Source organism: Kitasatospora atroaurantiaca (genome assembly GCF_007828955.1).
Lineage (GTDB): Bacteria > Actinomycetota > Actinomycetes > Streptomycetales > Streptomycetaceae > Kitasatospora > Kitasatospora atroaurantiaca.
The window spans coordinates 3,937,242-3,951,878 of the sequence record NZ_VIVR01000001.1 but is presented as its reverse complement, the minus strand read 5'-3'; the positions used below and the strand labels follow the sequence as shown (position 1 = coordinate 3,951,878).

Here is a 14,637-nt window from a genome sequence, read left to right as displayed (position 1 = left end):
TGGAGCTTAGGAGACTCGAACTCCTGACATCTGCCTTGCAAAGGCAGCGCTCTACCAACTGAGCTAAAGCCCCGTGCGGTTTGCTGCGCACTAGCGTACCCGCTCTTCCCGAAAATCTTGAGCGGGATTCGAGCCGGCCCCGGCCACTAGGCCCTGTCTGACAATTCGCGCCGGATCGGCGCGCGGCGGTGGGCGCCCGGCTGGGCGTGCCGGCGGGTCGGTCTCGTACTGGGTCGTACTTGGCCGATCCGCCGGTGCGTCCAGGCGGGATGCCCAGCGTCGTGCGCCCGGCGGGAATTGTCAGACAGGGCCTTGGGCCAGGGCCGGCCCACAGGGGCTGCGGGCAGCCCCCGAAAGATCGTCCGGTGTCTCAGCGGGCGCCGGCGGGGACCGGGTCGGTCGCCTCGGTCCACAGGTCCTGCTCGGCACGGTCGGCCTGGACCTGACGGTAGACAAAGAAGCCGCCGAGGGCGACCAGGGCGACCAGGAGGAGCTTCTTCACCGCGGGACCTCGTCCTTCTTGCTTGCTTGGGACGGACTCAGCCAGCTCTCCCGAGAGGGGAAGAGGCCACCTGCGAGTCCTCTGATGTACGAGCACGAACCAGCGGCCGGGGTGGCAGACCGCCTTGCGGCCGATGATACACACCGGTAACCGGTTCGAGGGCAGCCGCCGCCAGGTCCAACCGGCCGATCCGAACACGGGATTGACGCCGCGCCTCCTGTCGTACGGTCTGCCCGCACCCCACCCACGGGCGCGCCACCCCGCAACCCCTCGGCGCCACCGCCGACGCCGCTCCACGACCCCGAGCCGCGCAAGAAGCGCTCGACCATGCGGAAACAAGCAGAAGGCCCGGAGTGAGATCACTCCGGGCCTTCTGTGCAGGTGGGCCTAACAGGACTTGAACCTGTGGCCTCTTCCTTATCAGTTCGACCAACCGTGCGAAGTCGGTCAGGTACGAGCCGTGTCTACTGAGGTCCGGCTCCGCCGAGGGACGCCAAGATCCGCCGCTGTCCGCTGGTGTTGTTGTCAGCCATGGTTGTCATGCCGTGCGCTAGCTGTGATGCCATGGAGAGTCGTAGGCCAGCGCCGGAAGTGCAGCCAGCAAGGTCCCCACGGTCACAAGGAGCAACCCCACCACTTGAAGCTTGAGCCCACCGACAGCGACTTCAGTGATCTTGGCTTCGAGGGAGCCCATCTGCTCCCGGAGCTGGTCTAGCTTCTCCTGGTCCTGCTCCTGGAGAGCCCTCACCACATCAGCCAGAGGCTTCGAGGTGTCGATTGGTGCTCGGATGAGCTTGTGAGCCTCGCTGGGTGCGAGCCCCACCGACGATCCCAAGGTGACTTCCGGCGAGCTGCCGACGAACACTCGCCACATGTCGAGAGCCGAGTCAGCGAACGTCCGGATGACACCGATGATCTTCCGCCCGACGCCGCGCATCCTGTCGCGCTCGTCCTGAGTCAGGCGACGGTGAGGGCTGAACTCACCCCAGGTGAGAACGAACCCCCGCACTCCGATGACGCCACCGAGGACAGCTAGCAAAACGCCTGCAATCTCGCACGCCCATCTCAGGGTCATGTCAGCCACCGTACCGGCTGGCCTGCCGCGCGGGCGGTGGAGCGGTTTTGGCCGGTGTCCTGTCTGGTCTGGGGCCGAGCATGATCGGGGGGCCGTAAGCTGCTGCGACTCGGTCAGGGCTTCTGGGCCTGACCGCAATTTGGCCGAGTGGCCCCCCGGTCTTGCTCGGTGCGGGTCCCGGTCCTGGCAGGTGGGTAAAACCGTGGAGCCGCCCGCCATCAGCCACTGCGGGGTTGGCCACCCCTCCTACGTCCGTCCGCCTGGCGCGGCCGGCCGCCGCCGTCGCGGGGCGAAGACAGGAGCGGAGGCGAGCGGCGGGCCAGCGCCGCGAGCGCAGCGAGCCTTGAACCCGTAGAGAAGAGTTTTACGCAAGACCCTCCCTCCGCCTCTCCCCTCACCTCCATGCCCACTGTCTGTCTCTGGCCACCCGCCCTATGATCGGCGAGCTGTCTGACGGCTCTTCACATTCGGCCCGGGGGATCATGGACACCATCACTCAGCTGCTGACCATCGCTGCCGTGGTGCTGGGGTCGGTGACCACCTACGTCACGAACAGCCTGATGGAGCGGACCAAGCGTCGGGATACGCTCCGGGTCCGGTGGGACGAGAAGAAGCTCGACACCTACGTGGAGTACGTCGGCAGCGTTCGGGCCTGCATCTATGCAGCCGTGCTGGCTTACGAGGTCACGCACGACATTCGGTCCATGCCTCGCACCGAACACGAGTTGCTGATGGATCTCACGGAGGCCGAGGGGCGTCGGGCCTTGGCATTCGAGCGGCTCATGATGCTCGCCGACGAAGGCGTGATCGAAGCCGCCCACGCTGTGAACACTGCAACCTTGGCTATCGACTGGCGGGCACGTCGGCTGGTCGAGGGCACCCTCACCGAGTGGCGGGCGCTGCACACCGAGATCTTCCGGGCCATCAACGCCTTTCACGAAGTCGCGCGGGCAGACCTTGGGGTCAACGGCGGCTTCGCCGGCGACCGGCACTCGGCACGGGGGCTGATCCTCCCCAACGCTCGAAGCTCCTCGACCGAAGAGTAGGTACAGGACAACGAACGGCCCCGGTGGTAAGGATCTCCCTCACCATCGGGGCCGTGTCGCGTCGCGCCTCGGTCAAGCTGCGTCGATCCGCCAGCTCTCCAACGCGAGCAGTGCCTCGGCTCGGGCTTCGACGACCGCCATTCGCGCAGCTCGCTCCTCCTGCTCGCTGTGGGCTGCCTGGTTGGTGCTCTGCCCTGGCCACTTCCGGTACAGGAGACCCGTCTCCGCGGTGAACCATCCCCGGCTGACAGCGTTCAGCGCCAGCAACAGCCCGGTGTCCTCCGATGCCGGAAGCGCCATCCACCCCCCGAGGGCGAGCACCAGGTCACGCCGCGCACACAGTGTTGCCGGGTGCACCTGAGCGCGGAAGTCGTGGGCCTGCCAGTGGGTGAGAACCTCGCCGCGCTCGATCGGACCTTCCACTGGGTCCTGGTCAAAGCCGACAGTCCTGCCGTCCGGGAGCAGATCGAGCACCCGCGAGGTCGTCCAAGCCACGTCCGGCCGGCTGGTCAGTACGGCAAGGTCCCGGGCCAGAGAACCCGGGGTGAGCATGTCGTCGGCGTCCAGGACTTTGACGAATCGGCCCGTCGCCCTGGACAGGCCCATCGTCCGGGCCATGCCCGCCCGGCCGTGACGCCCCTGACCGAAGCTGATCCGCACATCGTCCGGGACGTGAGGCGTAACGTCGTCCGTCTCGCCGTCCTCCTGGATCACCCACTGCCAGTCCCAGCTATCGGGCAACTGCTGCTCGTTGAGTGACTTGTAGGCATCCGCCAAGTACACCGCCGACGGCCCGTGCACTGCCGTGATCACGCTCACGACGTTGGTCATGCTCACCACCTGCTCAGCTTGGTCGTGTAGACCATCTCGGTACGGTCGCCCGGCAGCACCACATCGGAGACCTCCACCACGCGGTCGTTGGTGTCGATCGAAGTCTTCCGGAGGATGACCACGGATACACCCACCGGCAGGCCGAGCTCTTCCGTCTCTTCAGGCGTCGGCGGCCTGGCGCGGAAGGTCTCCACGATCCGGTCGAGCTCGATCCCGAGCGTGAAGAGCTGGTTCTGCGTACCGCCCGGCCAGGGCTCCTGGTCGGCGCTGAGCAGGTCGGGATTCTTCGAGACCACATCAAGCACGAGGTACGAGCGCGCGATGTTGAACGGTGAGCGCTCCTCGCTGTAGCGGGTGCGGTAGGTCCGCTCAAGGAGTGTCGTGCCCTCAGGCACCCCGAACAGCTCTGCCAGATCGGCGGGCGCCGGCACCCGGTCGTACTCGGCGCGGAAGACGAGATCGTTCAGGGTGAGACCGGTGTCGTGCTCGGTCGCCCCGGTCTTCTGGCGCTCGGATTCGGGCTCGCGCGCCCGGTCCTTCTCCCACTGGTGGCGCTCATTGTTCCGCTTGACCGGGGTCGGCTGCTTGCGGACGAACGTACCCCGGCCGTGCTGCTTCTCGACCAGCCCTTCGGCCTGGAGCACCCCAACGCCTTGGCGGACAGTCGGCACGCTCACGCCGTAGATCTCGGCGAGCGTCGTCTCGGCAGGGAGCTTGTCCCCGGGGGCCAACTCGCCGGCGCCGATCTGCCGCCTCAAATCGGTCGAAATCCGCTCGTACTGGTTGGCCATGGAGCCGGTCACCGCCCTGTCGTGGTCTCCCGCCCATCCTAAGTCCTGGAGAGGTGTTGACGACTAGCTGAAAGCCCGTCATAGTTCTAGCAACTCCTCAAGAGGACTTAGGACTGGAGGAGTTGAGGACTCATGGCGTTCGCTGTGGGTTGGCTGCTCCGGGGGCGGACTGCTTCCGGGCCAGACGAAGGAGTACGGAGCATGCGCTTCATCCCCGTCGACACGACCGGCGCGCTGGTGATGGTGGCCCAGGAGCCCCGACTGAAGTTGAAGAACCGGCAGACCGGCGAGATGGCCACCGACGCCGAGACCGGCGTCCCGCTGATGACCCTCGATGTGACCTTCGTGGCAAACGGCCAGGCCGACATCCTGTCCCTGACGGTTCCCCAGCCGGGCATTCCCGAGGGACTCGTCCCCGGGACGCTCGTGGCGCTGACCAAGCTCATCGCCCGGCCTTGGGAGAACGAGTTCAACGGTCAGAAGCGCTCGGGCATCGCCTTCCGGGCCGACGCTGTGACCGCCACCGTGCCCGCGCTCGCCGGCGCGAAGGGCTGATGACCGGTGGCCACGCTGGCGACAGCGCTCCTGGAGCTGGGAACCCCGGCCGCTGCCCTCACCGGCGGCGCGCTCTACGCAAAGGCCCGGCACCCCCGCGCGTACTGGGTCGCCCTGGGCCTGCCGCTCACCGTCGGCCGTATCCGCCACGACTACGACATGGTGATGGAGTCCTGCGGTCTGACCGTGGAGCCCTCGTTCTGGCGGGCCATGGCGTCACAGGCCACGAACCGCGCGACCAAGCCCGCTGCCCCGAAGATCCGGGGCATCCGGGGCTCGGCGACCGGCCTCCGGCTGCGGTTGCGCCTCGCCAGTGGCCAGGAGACTGCAGACGTGACCGCTGCCGCTGAGCGGCTCCGGCACGCCTGGGGCGTCCACGCCGTGTACGTCTCGGAGGTCAAGCCGGGCGTGGTGGACCTGCGCATCGTCGGCTTCGACGTGCTCCGCGACGTACGGATGCCGCATCGGGCAGCTGCCAAGTCCGCCGGCCTCCTCCGGATCCCGGTCGCCCTGCGCTCGGACGGCTCCCCGCACATGCGGGATTTCCGAGAGGTCCCCCACGATCTGAACCTCGGAGCTAACCAGTCCGGGAAGTCCATGTTCGCCCGGAACTTGATCCACGGTCTCGCTCCACAGCCGGTCGCCCTGGTGGGCATCGACTGCAAGCGCGGCGTGGAGCAAAGGCCCTTCACTCCTCGGCTCTCCGCGCTGGCCACCGACCAGAGAGAAGCACTCGGGCTGCTGCTGGCCCTGCTCGTGGAGATGGATGACCGGTACGACCTGATCAAGGCTCACCAGGGCATCCCGGGCTCGGTCGCCGCCGAGGATGTGGCCTCGGATATCTGGGGCCTGCCCGAGAAGGTCCGACCGGTGCCGATCGTGGTCCTCATCGACGAGATCGCCGAGCTGTTCCTCGTCGCAAGCAAGGCAGACGAAGAGCGGCGGAACCAGATCGTCACGGCACTGATCCGGCTGGCCCAACTCGCCCGTGCCGCCGGGATCTACCTGGAGATCGCGGGCCAGCGCTTCGGCTCCGAGCTGGGCAAGGGTGCAACCCTGCTCCGCTCGCAGCTCACCGGCCGGACGGTGCACCGGGTGAACGACCTGGAGAGCGCACGGATGGGCCTCGGCGATATCTCAGAGGCTGCCATGGTCGCCGCGACCCGGATCAGTCCAGACATGCCCGGTACGGCCGTCTCCGGCGACACATCCGGTCAGTGGTCCCAGATCCGCACGCCGTACCGCTCCCTCTCCGAGGTGGCCGCCCAGTGCACCGAGTTCGCGCACATGACGCCCATCCTGCCCCGGCTTGAGGCCTTCCGCCCGTACGTCCCTCCCGCCGCAGCCTTGGCCAACATCCCGCCGATGCCCTCGGCTCCGCCGGTGTTCATTCCGGCGCCTGCCACCGAGTAGCACCCACCCCAACGGCTGGCGCGACCGACTCGCGCCAAGTCCTCGGCACCCCCTTGCCCGAAGTCGAGAGGAGCACCACCTATGTCCCGCAAGCCGTCCATCTCCGAGATCGGCGCCTTCCTCGCCAACCTGCGCGCCAACGCCGAGAGCGAGTCCGACCCCGGACCGCTCCTCGCCGAGAAGGCCGATCTCCTGGAGCGCATCGCCAGGAACAACCCGGACGACCGCCAGGCTTCCGAGGTCGCCCATGAGGCGCGCGCCGCTGCCGACCGCCACCGCCGAAACGCCCGGTGACCGTGATGGCCACTCGCAACCGTCCGGCGCAGATCAAGGCCAAGCCCTGTGAGCCCTGCAAGGGCACTGGCCAGACGACCGAGGCCGTGTTCGCCGGACGTGGCAAGCGCCGTCACCGCGTCGCCGAGCAAGAGGCCACCTGCTTCGACTGCCTCGGCTCAGGCCTCGCGCTCCCCAACCCCACCGAGTAGCACCCGATCACCGGAACCGGGCGGCAAGCCACACCGCCCCGCCCGGTTCCGGACCCAACCACTTGGAGGTGAACCGACATGCGCCGACTCCCCGTCCTGGACGCCGTGCTCGTGCAGGCCATGATTGCCGCCGCGCTGTCCTTCGCCCATCTGCACGACCTGGCCGAATCCGCCGGACAGACCGGCTGGAAGGCGTGGGCGTACCCGGTCTCCGTGGACCTGCTACTCGTCGCATCCTGGCGTCGGCTCCGCTCCCGGATCTCGGTACGGCTGGCCTGGTGCTGGTTCGTCATCGCGCTCACCGCATCCCTCGGCGCCAACATCGGTACCGCTGGCCTGCTCGATCTCGGTCACACCCCGGCCTGGCTCCGGATCGTCGTCGCTGGGTGGCCGGCCGCCGCCTTCCTCGGCGGAACCCTGCTCGCCCACACCGCAGCTGTGTCGCCCTCCCCTGCCGAACCGACCGAGATCGAGCCCGAGACAGAGCTCCCGCCGCTGTACATCCCGGAGCCGGAGCCGATCGAGGAGTCGGCGCCTGTACCCGCTCTGACGTCGGCGGCGGTCGCACCCGAGACACCGCCATCCCCAACGCAGCACACCGCCCCGCGCCCGACTGTCCCGTCATCCCTGCTCGATCACGCCCGCAAGATCGCCGACGACCACCGCGCCAGGACCGGCAGCCCCATCGACGCTGCCACCCTGCGCGCTCGGCTCGGCATCAAGGACCCGCTTGCCTCGGCGCTCGCCGCCGAGCTGATCTGAGAGGCCCCATCCGATGAACGTGTCCCTCCCGCTGACCCTCGTGCTCGTCATCGTCGGTTGGTTGATCGTGCGGAATCTCCGGCTGCGTTGGTGGGTGGTGACCGCTCTGGTCCTCCTCGGCTTCTACCTCGCCGACTCCTCCGCCGCCCCGCTCATCGACAAGACCACCCGCGACGGCGTGCAGGTCATCAACCAGACCGGTTCCAAGTAGCAACTCGGAGAGGAGAGTCACCCATGACCCCCAGCACCCTGACCCCCGAGCCTCTGCTCCTCACGTGGGACAGCTCCGGTCTGATCGCAGAGATTGAGGCATACCTCGCCTCCCTCCCGGTGCCCGCCCGACCCCTCGGCCCGTACGTCTGCCCGCTGGGCAGCACCGTGCAGCCCTGGAACGCTGGCTACCCGCTGCCCCGCCCAACACTCCTCGACCGGATCGCCCACCGCCCGGCGCGCCCGGTCCTGGTGAGCGTCGCCGATCATCTTCGGCTCACCTCTCGCTACATCGCCGCCTTCGGCTGGGTGCAGGGCGCCATGTGGGATACCGCCGGCCGGACCTGCCTCCTCGGCGCACAGGCATCCGTCCTCGCCCACGGCTACGGCACCCCCGACACCGTCCGCCGGGCCCGCACCCAGGTGATGGAAGTCCTGCACTCTACCGGACGACACGTCAGCTCCCCGGACGTCTTCAACGACGCCCCGACCACACGTCAGGCGGACATTCACCACCTGCTCGACCGCGCCGCCGCACGCGCTCTGTCCCTCGGTATCTGACCAGGCCCGGGGCGGCCAAAGCCGCCAAGCATCCCACCGCCCCGGAGCCCGCAACCCGTACCCGGAAGGACTTGCCATGGATCTCGCACCGATCCTCGCCGCCGCCACGCCGGTACTCGGCTGGAGCACCCACAGCGCCTGGCTCTACCGCCGCCTCGCCACCGCACGCCGCGACCCACTCACCGGCCTGCACACCCGCGACGGATTCACGACCCGCGCTCACCAACTGATCGGCCGCCACCCCGACCGGGTGACCGTGCTGCTGATCGACCTGGACGACTTCAAAGCCACCAACGACACCTACGGCCACGCCGCCGGCGATGCGGTCCTCACCGCCACCGCCCAGCGCCTGGCTATGTGGGTCGGCCGGTCCGGCACCTCAGCTCGCCTCGGTGGGGACGAGTTCGCCGCCGTCGTTCTGGACACCGGCGGCCTGACGGACCTTCACGCGGCCCTGCACCGGCCTATCCCGCACGGTGAGCATCTGCTCCCGGCTGCGGCCTCCATCGGCGCCTGCCGACTTGCCGAGCTGCCGGCCCCGTCACTGACCGACGCACTCGCCGCCGCCGACCGCGACATGTACTCCCACAAGCGCGACGGCCGCACTTCGCGCCGTCGCTGACCAGCCCTCGGGGCGGCAAAAGCCGCCAAGCATCCCACCGCCCCGAGGACCGCAACCCCTTCCCGAACCGAAGCCCACGAAGGAGATCTCCATGATGCCCCAGCACGTCCGCAACCCGCGCCGGATCTGCCCCGACTGCTCCGGCTTTGGCCGCGTCGCGATCGCAACCGGCTTCCGCCTGCGTGACGGTTCTCGTGCCACGGTCCCGGTCAGCTGCTCGCCCTGCCAGGGCTTCGGCACGGTCGCCCGCACCCTCGCCACCGCGAAGGCGGTCTGACCAATGGCTCTCTTCGACTGGCGCGACTCCTCCCACTGGTCACCCAAGAGCGAGCCGTGCGGCGTCTGCGCGAAGCCGACCAATCTCCGCTCCGACCGGGGCAAGCCCGTTCACAAGGTCTGCGCCGAGGAGTGGGCCAACAAGCACCCGAAGCCTGCCGACAAGTCCTGACCGCCCGGCTCCGGAGCCTTCGTCACCCGGCTCCGGAGCCTCCCTCGCAGCAGGAGGTGAACCACTTGAGCACTATCGCCTTACCCCCGGTCGCCGATCTGACCGCCCTGGCATCGCTCGGCACCATGCCCGCCCTAATGCGCCAGCTCTCGGGCCTGGCTGGCTGCACGTCGCCCATCCGGCTCGACGGCTGGCGCACCGAGGTCAACGAGACGACTGGTCAGGTCCTGCACCATCTTGAGTCGTCCGAGCTGCCCGCCGGCAATCTGCTGGTGCGCTGTGGCAACCGCCGTACGACCCGTTGCCCGTCCTGCGCCGAGACCTACCGTCGGGACACCTATCACCTCATCACCGCCGGCCTGGTCGGTGGCAAGGGCACCCCGGAGACCGTCGCCACCCACCCGCGCGTCTTCGCCACCTTCACCGCCCCGAGCTTCGGCCCGGTCCACAACCGACCCGCCTCCGGCCGCTGCCGCTGCGGCACCACCCACCCGGCAGACGATCCGCTCCTCGGCTCACCCCTCAACCCCGACACCTACGACTACGAATCTGCGGTGCTGTGGAACGCGCATGCGGGCAAGATCTGGGCCCGGTTCTCGATCCACCTGCGCCGGGAGGTCGCCAAGCGGGCCGGGCTGACACAGCGTGAGTTCCGCGAGTTCGCCCGGATCTCCTTCGGCAAGGTCGCCGAATACCAGAAGCGCGGCGCCATCCACTTCCACGCCGTCATCCGTCTCGACGGCCCCGAGGGTGGTTCAGCGCTCCCGCCGGCCTGGGCGTCCGCCGAGCTCCTGACCGACGCCATCCGCGCCGCTGCCCGCCGGACCGAGATCCCCGGTCCGCTGGTCGACAGCCGCGAACACCGCTTCGCCTTCGGCAAGCAGCTCGATATCCGCACAATCCGCAGCGCGGACTTCTCCGGCCCCGTCCAGATCACCGAGCGGGCGGTAGCGGCGTACATCGCCAAGTACGCGACCAAGGGCGCCGAGACCGCCACGGGTACCCTCGATCGCCCCGTGCGGCTCCTCGCCGAGATCGCCCACTTCGACGTGCCCGAGCACGCCCGGCGGCTGATTCGGGCCTGTTGGAGCCTTGGTCGCCGCCCGGAGCTGGCGGAACTCCGCCTCCGGGCCTGGGCTCACATGCTCGGTTTCCGGGGCCACTTCTCGACCAAGACCCGCAAGTACTCGACCACCCTCGGCGCACTCCGTGATGCCCGAGCTGCCTGGCGCAGAGCGCAGACCCTCGAACGCCTTCACGGCCCGGATGCACCCGATGCCGAGGAGACCACCCTCGTGCTCGCGCACTGGGCCTTCGCCGGTGTCGGCCTCACCCGAGGCGAGGAATGGCTCGCCGCCGCCGTCCAGCCGGCGCCAGGCACCGAAGGAGAAGTCACCCATGGCTGATGACGACCTGATGACCGTCGCTGAAGTCATGGAACGGCTCAGACTCGGGCGCTCGGCGGTCTACGACCTGCTCCGCTCGAAGCGGCTGACCTCGATCACCATCGGTCGGGCTCGCCGCATCCCGTACGGCTCATACCGCGCCTTCGTGGCGTCACGACTGGAAGAGGTGGCCTGATGGCCAGGAAGAATCCCAACGGCGCCGGAACGATCGTCCGCCGCTCAGACGGCCGGTACATGGGCGCCGTCTACGTCACCGACACCCTCGGCCGGCGCGTCCGCAAGACCGTGTACGGCAAGACGTACGACGAAGCAGCCGAGAAGGTCGCCCAGCTGCAAGCCCAGGAGCGCAAGGGCGTCCCCGTGCCGGACAAGGCGTGGACTGTGGAGAGCTTCCTCAAGCACTGGCTGGCGGAGATCGTGGAGCCCAACGCCCGGCCGACCACGCACAGCAAGTACGAGACCATGGTCCGGCTCTACCTCATCCCCAAGCTGGGGAAGAAGAAGCTGACCAAGCTCGGCATCGATGACGTGCGGAAGTTCCTCCGGCAGCTCAAGACCGAGCACGTGGGCGGGGCCACCCAACAGGAATGCCTCAAGACCCTGCGGAACGCCCTCAACCGCGCCATGCGGGAGGAGCTCCTCCTCCGCAACGTCGCGAAGCTGGTGGACATGCCGACGGCGGAGTCCAAGGAGGTCATCCCGTGGAAGGCGCAGGAGGCGATCAGCTTCCTCCGATCAACGCGCTCCCACCGGCTCCACGCCGCATTCGTGTTCGCCATCGTGCTGGGGCTCCGGCGTGGTGAGCTGCTGGGCCTGCGCTGGATCGACCTGGACTTCGCCGAGGGCGTCGCCCATCCCCGCAAGCAGGTGCAGCGCCGGAAGAAGGTCGGGCTCGTCCACGTCGATCTCAAGACGGAGCACTCGAAGGGCGCGCTACCGCTGCCCCGGCTCTGCCTTGAAGCCCTGGGGGAGCGGCGCCAGCTCCAGAAGCTGGAGAAGGCCAAGGCCGGCGAGAAGTGGACCGAGCTGGATCTCATCTTCACCACCGAGACCGGCGGAATGATCGACCCGGACGGCTTCTCGGGGAGCTTCGAGCGGCGGGTGAATCGCTCCGGCATCCGGCGCATACCGCTGCACCACACTCGGCACACGACCGGCAGCCTGCTCGCGTTCCTCGGCGTCCACCCGAACGACGCGCAGAAGATCCTCCGGCACAGCCGGATCACGACCACCCTGGAGATCTACACCCACGTCACGACCGACTCGCAGCGGGCCGCCGCCGCCAAGCTGAGCAACAAGCTGCGGGACGGCATGAACGGCATCTGATCCACAGCCGTAGTTGTCGAATCGTGGATGTCAAAAGACCCCGGCCACTAGGTGACCGGGGTCTTTCTGCAGGTGGGCCTAACAGGACTTGAACCTGTGGCCTCTTCCTTATCAGGGAAGCGCTCTAACCGTCTGAGCTATAGGCCCTTGCCGCACTGAAAGATTAGCGGACCGACGGCCGATCTCCCAAATCCGTATCCGCGGCCGCCTCCGTCCCGCCGTCGGGCCGCCCCAGCTCAGCGCCCCGCCGCCCGGTCAGCCACTCCTCCCGGGTGGCCGGCAGGCCGCTCTCGCCGCCCGCTCCCGTCCGCACGGCCAGCACCTGGTTGACCCCGATCTGGTTGGCCTCGAAGGCCACCGCCGACGCCGCCATGTACAGCCGCCACACCCGGGCCCGCCCCCGGCCCACCAGCCGGACGGCCTCCGTCCAGTGCCCCTCCAGGTTGGCCACCCACTCCCGCAGGGTCAGCGCGTAGTGCTCCCGCAGCGCCTCCACGTCCCGCACCTCGAAGCCGGCCTCCTCCAGCAGCGACACCGTCGTACCGACCGGCGACAGCTCGCCGTCCGGGAAGACGTACCGCGTGATGAAGGGGCTGGGCACGTGCGGCTCGCCGGCCGGGGTCGGGCGGCGGGCGATCTGGTGGTTGAGCAGGCGGCCGCCCGACTTCAGCAGCCCGTGCAGGCCCTCGGCGTACGTCCGGTACTGGGTGGAACCGACGTGCTCGGCCATCCCGACGCTGGAGATCGCGTCGAACGGCCCGTCCGGGATCTCCCGGTAGTCCTGCAGCCGGACCTCGACCTGCCCGGCGAGCCCCGCCTCGGCCACCCGCCGCTGCGCCAGTGCGACCTGCGCCGCCGAGATCGATACCCCGACCGCGCTCACGCCGTAGTGCTTCGCCGCGTGCAGCAGCAGTGAACCCCAGCCGCAGCCCACGTCCAGCAGCCGCACCCCCGGCCGCAGGCCCAGCTTGCGGCAGATCAGGTCGAGCTTGGCCTCCTGGGCGTCCTCCAGGCTCTTGGCGCCGGGCACCCAGTACGCGCACGAGTAGACCATCGAGGAGCCCAGCACCAGGCCGTAGAAGTCGTTGCCGACGTCATAGTGGTGGCTGATGGCGGCCCGGTCCCGGCCCCGGCTGTGCAGCCGCCCCTTCACCGCACGGACCTCCTCCGGCGGCGGTGCGGGCTGCGGGCCGATCGCGCCGGACCGCAGCGCCGCGCCCAGCAGCCGGCGGCCGTGGGCGCCCAACAGGTCGCGGGCACCCAGCCGGTGCGCGAGCACCTCGGGGCGCTCCTGGAACTCCGCGACCGCCGCCAGCACCTCGTACAGGTCCGTCTCCGGCGCGAGCTCCAAGTCCCCCGAGACGTACGCCCGGGCCAGGCCCAGCTCACCCGGCTGCCAGATCAGCCGCCGCAGCGCGCGGCGGTTGCGCAGCACCAGCAGGGGAGCACCGGGCGGCCCGGCCGTGCTGCCGTCCCAGGACGCCTGGACGCGGACCGGGAGCCGTGTCCCGAGCATCCCCTCAAGAGCCCCGACCAGTTCCGTTGCGACCTCAGCCATGGCGCGCCTCCGACCAGCCCTACCCGCCAACCACCTGCGTACACCCGTCCGCCCGATCCGGACAACGCGGACAGCTAACCCACGCCCGCCGCCGCCGCATCGGACGGCACGCCGGGGCGTGGAGCGCTGTCACCCGAATGCCAGCGGGCCCCGAAGGCTGCAACAGCCTTCGGGGCCCGCTGATTCCACACGTCCGACGGTGTGTCAGTCCTCCTCGGCAAGCGTCAGCTCGACGCCGCCGGTGAAGCCTGCCGCCGTGTTGTAGATGAACGCCGAGAGAGTGGCCAGGGCCGTCATCAGCACCACGTCCACCACCGCGATCAGCGTGGTGAAGACCATGACCCGGCCGAAGCCGACGTAGTCCATCAGGTTGACGCCACCGCTCGTGTCCGAGCCGGTGACCTCCTTCAGGGTGCTGCCGATCGAGTCGAAGACGCCGAGCGCGTTGAGCGTCATCCACAGCACGGCGGACGCCACGATGATGATCACGCCGACCGCGAGCGACAGCAGGAAGCTCACCTTCATGACCGACCACGGGTCGGCCTTGGTCACCCGAAGCCGCGCCTTGCGGACCCGCCCGCCTGCCGCAGCGGCCGCCGGGGCAGGCCCGGGACGGCGGGCCGCCGGAGCGCCCACCGAGCCTGCGGCGCCCGCGTTGACCCGGGTACCGCGCGCCGGGGTCGGCTGCCCCTTGGCGTACGTGGTCGGCTGGGAGAACCCCGCCGGAGCCGTCGGCGGCTGTGCCGGCGGATGGGCGGGCGGCTGCGGCACACCGGCGGGCACGCCGGCCGGCAGACCACCGGACACAGCGCCACCCGGGCCGCCGTACGACGCCCCGCTCGCCTGGCCGGCCGAAGCGACCGGCGGCATCAGCGAGGTGGACGCGGCCGGGTGCTCGGCCGGACGCTGCGGCACACCGCCGTACGGCGTCCCGCCCTGTCCAGCACCTGGCAGCCCGCCTGCGGCACCTCCCGCAGCACCCGTGGCTCCACTCACCCTGGTCCTCCCGCAGTTACCCGCCAGGCCGGCGGTCTCCGCCCTGGTCA

Annotated in this window: 20 protein-coding genes and 2 tRNA genes; 14 read left to right on the top strand and 8 right to left on the bottom strand. The window is 69.3% G+C overall.

Annotated features, from left to right (window positions below; genetic code table 11):
- From FB465_RS18210 to FB465_RS18205, 3 genes are all read right to left on the bottom strand, one after another.
- Positions 1-73 (bottom strand) — tRNA-Ala (locus tag FB465_RS18210).
- Between the two features lie 297 nt (positions 74-370).
- A complete protein-coding gene (locus tag FB465_RS36315; RefSeq protein WP_211785814.1) occupies positions 371-502 on the bottom strand; it encodes a DLW-39 family protein in 132 nt (43 codons plus the stop codon).
- 550 nt (positions 503-1,052) lie between these two features.
- The gene (locus FB465_RS18205) at positions 1,053-1,577 is read right to left on the bottom strand and encodes a hypothetical protein (protein WP_145791991.1); all 525 of its coding nucleotides are present in this window, start codon (positions 1,575-1,577) and stop codon (positions 1,053-1,055) included.
- 482 nt (positions 1,578-2,059) lie between these two features.
- On the opposite strand from FB465_RS18205, the gene FB465_RS18200 reads away from it, so the two are divergent.
- Entirely contained in the window at positions 2,060-2,623 is a 564-nt protein-coding gene (locus tag FB465_RS18200; protein ID WP_145791989.1) for a hypothetical protein, read from the top strand.
- A gap of 72 nt (positions 2,624-2,695) precedes the next feature.
- Here the strand turns inward: FB465_RS18200 and FB465_RS18195 are convergent, their stop codons facing one another.
- Both FB465_RS18195 and FB465_RS18190 read right to left on the bottom strand, forming a co-directional pair.
- The gene (locus FB465_RS18195; RefSeq protein ID WP_145791987.1) at positions 2,696-3,454 is read right to left on the bottom strand and encodes a glycosyltransferase family A protein; all 759 of its coding nucleotides are present in this window, start codon (positions 3,452-3,454) and stop codon (positions 2,696-2,698) included.
- Positions 3,455-3,456: 2 nt separating this feature from the next.
- A complete protein-coding gene (locus FB465_RS18190; RefSeq protein WP_145797424.1) occupies positions 3,457-4,245 on the bottom strand; it encodes a GntR family transcriptional regulator in 789 nt (262 codons plus the stop codon).
- Positions 4,246-4,446: 201 nt separating this feature from the next.
- Here FB465_RS18190 and FB465_RS18185 point away from each other — a divergent pair, with 201 nt between their 5' ends.
- The 13 genes from FB465_RS18185 to FB465_RS18130 all read left to right on the top strand — a co-directional run bounded on the left by FB465_RS18185 (position 4,447) and on the right by FB465_RS18130 (position 12,033).
- Positions 4,447-4,800, top strand: coding sequence for an SCO3933 family regulatory protein (locus tag FB465_RS18185; protein ID WP_145791986.1), 354 nt, complete (start codon positions 4,447-4,449; stop codon positions 4,798-4,800).
- 6 nt (positions 4,801-4,806) lie between these two features.
- Positions 4,807-6,213, top strand: coding sequence for an FtsK/SpoIIIE domain-containing protein (locus tag FB465_RS18180; RefSeq protein WP_145791984.1), 1,407 nt, complete (start codon positions 4,807-4,809; stop codon positions 6,211-6,213).
- An 81-nt stretch (positions 6,214-6,294) separates the two neighbouring features.
- Positions 6,295-6,507: a hypothetical protein gene (locus FB465_RS18175; RefSeq protein ID WP_145791982.1), complete on the top strand. Its 213-nt coding sequence runs from the start codon at positions 6,295-6,297 to the stop codon at positions 6,505-6,507.
- Between the two features lie 5 nt (positions 6,508-6,512).
- Positions 6,513-6,698 (top strand): hypothetical protein, encoded by a 186-nt coding sequence (locus tag FB465_RS18170; RefSeq protein ID WP_145791981.1) that lies wholly within the window; start codon positions 6,513-6,515, stop codon positions 6,696-6,698.
- Positions 6,699-6,776: 78 nt separating this feature from the next.
- On the top strand, positions 6,777-7,460 hold the full coding sequence (locus FB465_RS18165; protein WP_145791979.1) for a DUF2637 domain-containing protein: 684 nt from the start codon (positions 6,777-6,779) through the stop codon (positions 7,458-7,460).
- A gap of 13 nt (positions 7,461-7,473) precedes the next feature.
- Entirely contained in the window at positions 7,474-7,671 is a 198-nt protein-coding gene (locus FB465_RS18160) for a hypothetical protein (RefSeq protein WP_145791978.1), read from the top strand.
- A 23-nt stretch (positions 7,672-7,694) separates the two neighbouring features.
- Positions 7,695-8,231 (top strand): DUF6197 family protein, encoded by a 537-nt coding sequence (locus tag FB465_RS18155; protein ID WP_145791976.1) that lies wholly within the window; start codon positions 7,695-7,697, stop codon positions 8,229-8,231.
- Between the two features lie 76 nt (positions 8,232-8,307).
- Positions 8,308-8,853: a GGDEF domain-containing protein gene (locus FB465_RS18150; RefSeq protein WP_145791974.1), complete on the top strand. Its 546-nt coding sequence runs from the start codon at positions 8,308-8,310 to the stop codon at positions 8,851-8,853.
- A gap of 91 nt (positions 8,854-8,944) precedes the next feature.
- Positions 8,945-9,130, top strand: coding sequence for a hypothetical protein (locus tag FB465_RS18145; RefSeq protein ID WP_342791814.1), 186 nt, complete (start codon positions 8,945-8,947; stop codon positions 9,128-9,130).
- A gap of 3 nt (positions 9,131-9,133) precedes the next feature.
- Positions 9,134-9,301 carry a hypothetical protein gene (locus FB465_RS35865; RefSeq protein WP_170290627.1) on the top strand — a complete coding sequence of 56 codons (168 nt, stop codon included), beginning with the start codon at positions 9,134-9,136 and terminating at the stop codon, positions 9,299-9,301.
- 125 nt (positions 9,302-9,426) lie between these two features.
- On the top strand, positions 9,427-10,707 hold the full coding sequence (locus FB465_RS18140; protein ID WP_145797422.1) for a replication initiator: 1,281 nt from the start codon (positions 9,427-9,429) through the stop codon (positions 10,705-10,707).
- On the top strand, positions 10,700-10,882 hold the full coding sequence (locus tag FB465_RS18135; protein WP_145791973.1) for a helix-turn-helix domain-containing protein: 183 nt from the start codon (positions 10,700-10,702) through the stop codon (positions 10,880-10,882). Before FB465_RS18140 ends, FB465_RS18135 begins: the two co-directional genes overlap by 8 nt.
- Positions 10,882-12,033, top strand: coding sequence for a tyrosine-type recombinase/integrase (locus FB465_RS18130; RefSeq protein ID WP_145791971.1), 1,152 nt, complete (start codon positions 10,882-10,884; stop codon positions 12,031-12,033). Before FB465_RS18135 ends, FB465_RS18130 begins: the two co-directional genes overlap by 1 nt.
- 73 nt (positions 12,034-12,106) lie before the next feature.
- Here FB465_RS18130 and FB465_RS18125 read toward each other — a convergent pair.
- The 3 genes from FB465_RS18125 to FB465_RS18115 all read right to left on the bottom strand — a co-directional run bounded on the left by FB465_RS18125 (position 12,107) and on the right by FB465_RS18115 (position 14,587).
- Positions 12,107-12,180, bottom strand: a tRNA-Ile gene (locus FB465_RS18125).
- A 16-nt stretch (positions 12,181-12,196) separates the two neighbouring features.
- Entirely contained in the window at positions 12,197-13,591 is a 1,395-nt protein-coding gene (locus FB465_RS18120) for an SAM-dependent methyltransferase (protein WP_145791969.1), read from the bottom strand.
- 204 nt (positions 13,592-13,795) lie between these two features.
- The gene (locus FB465_RS18115; protein WP_246192710.1) at positions 13,796-14,587 is read right to left on the bottom strand and encodes a DUF3566 domain-containing protein; all 792 of its coding nucleotides are present in this window, start codon (positions 14,585-14,587) and stop codon (positions 13,796-13,798) included.
- Positions 14,588-14,637 lie beyond the last annotated feature (50 nt).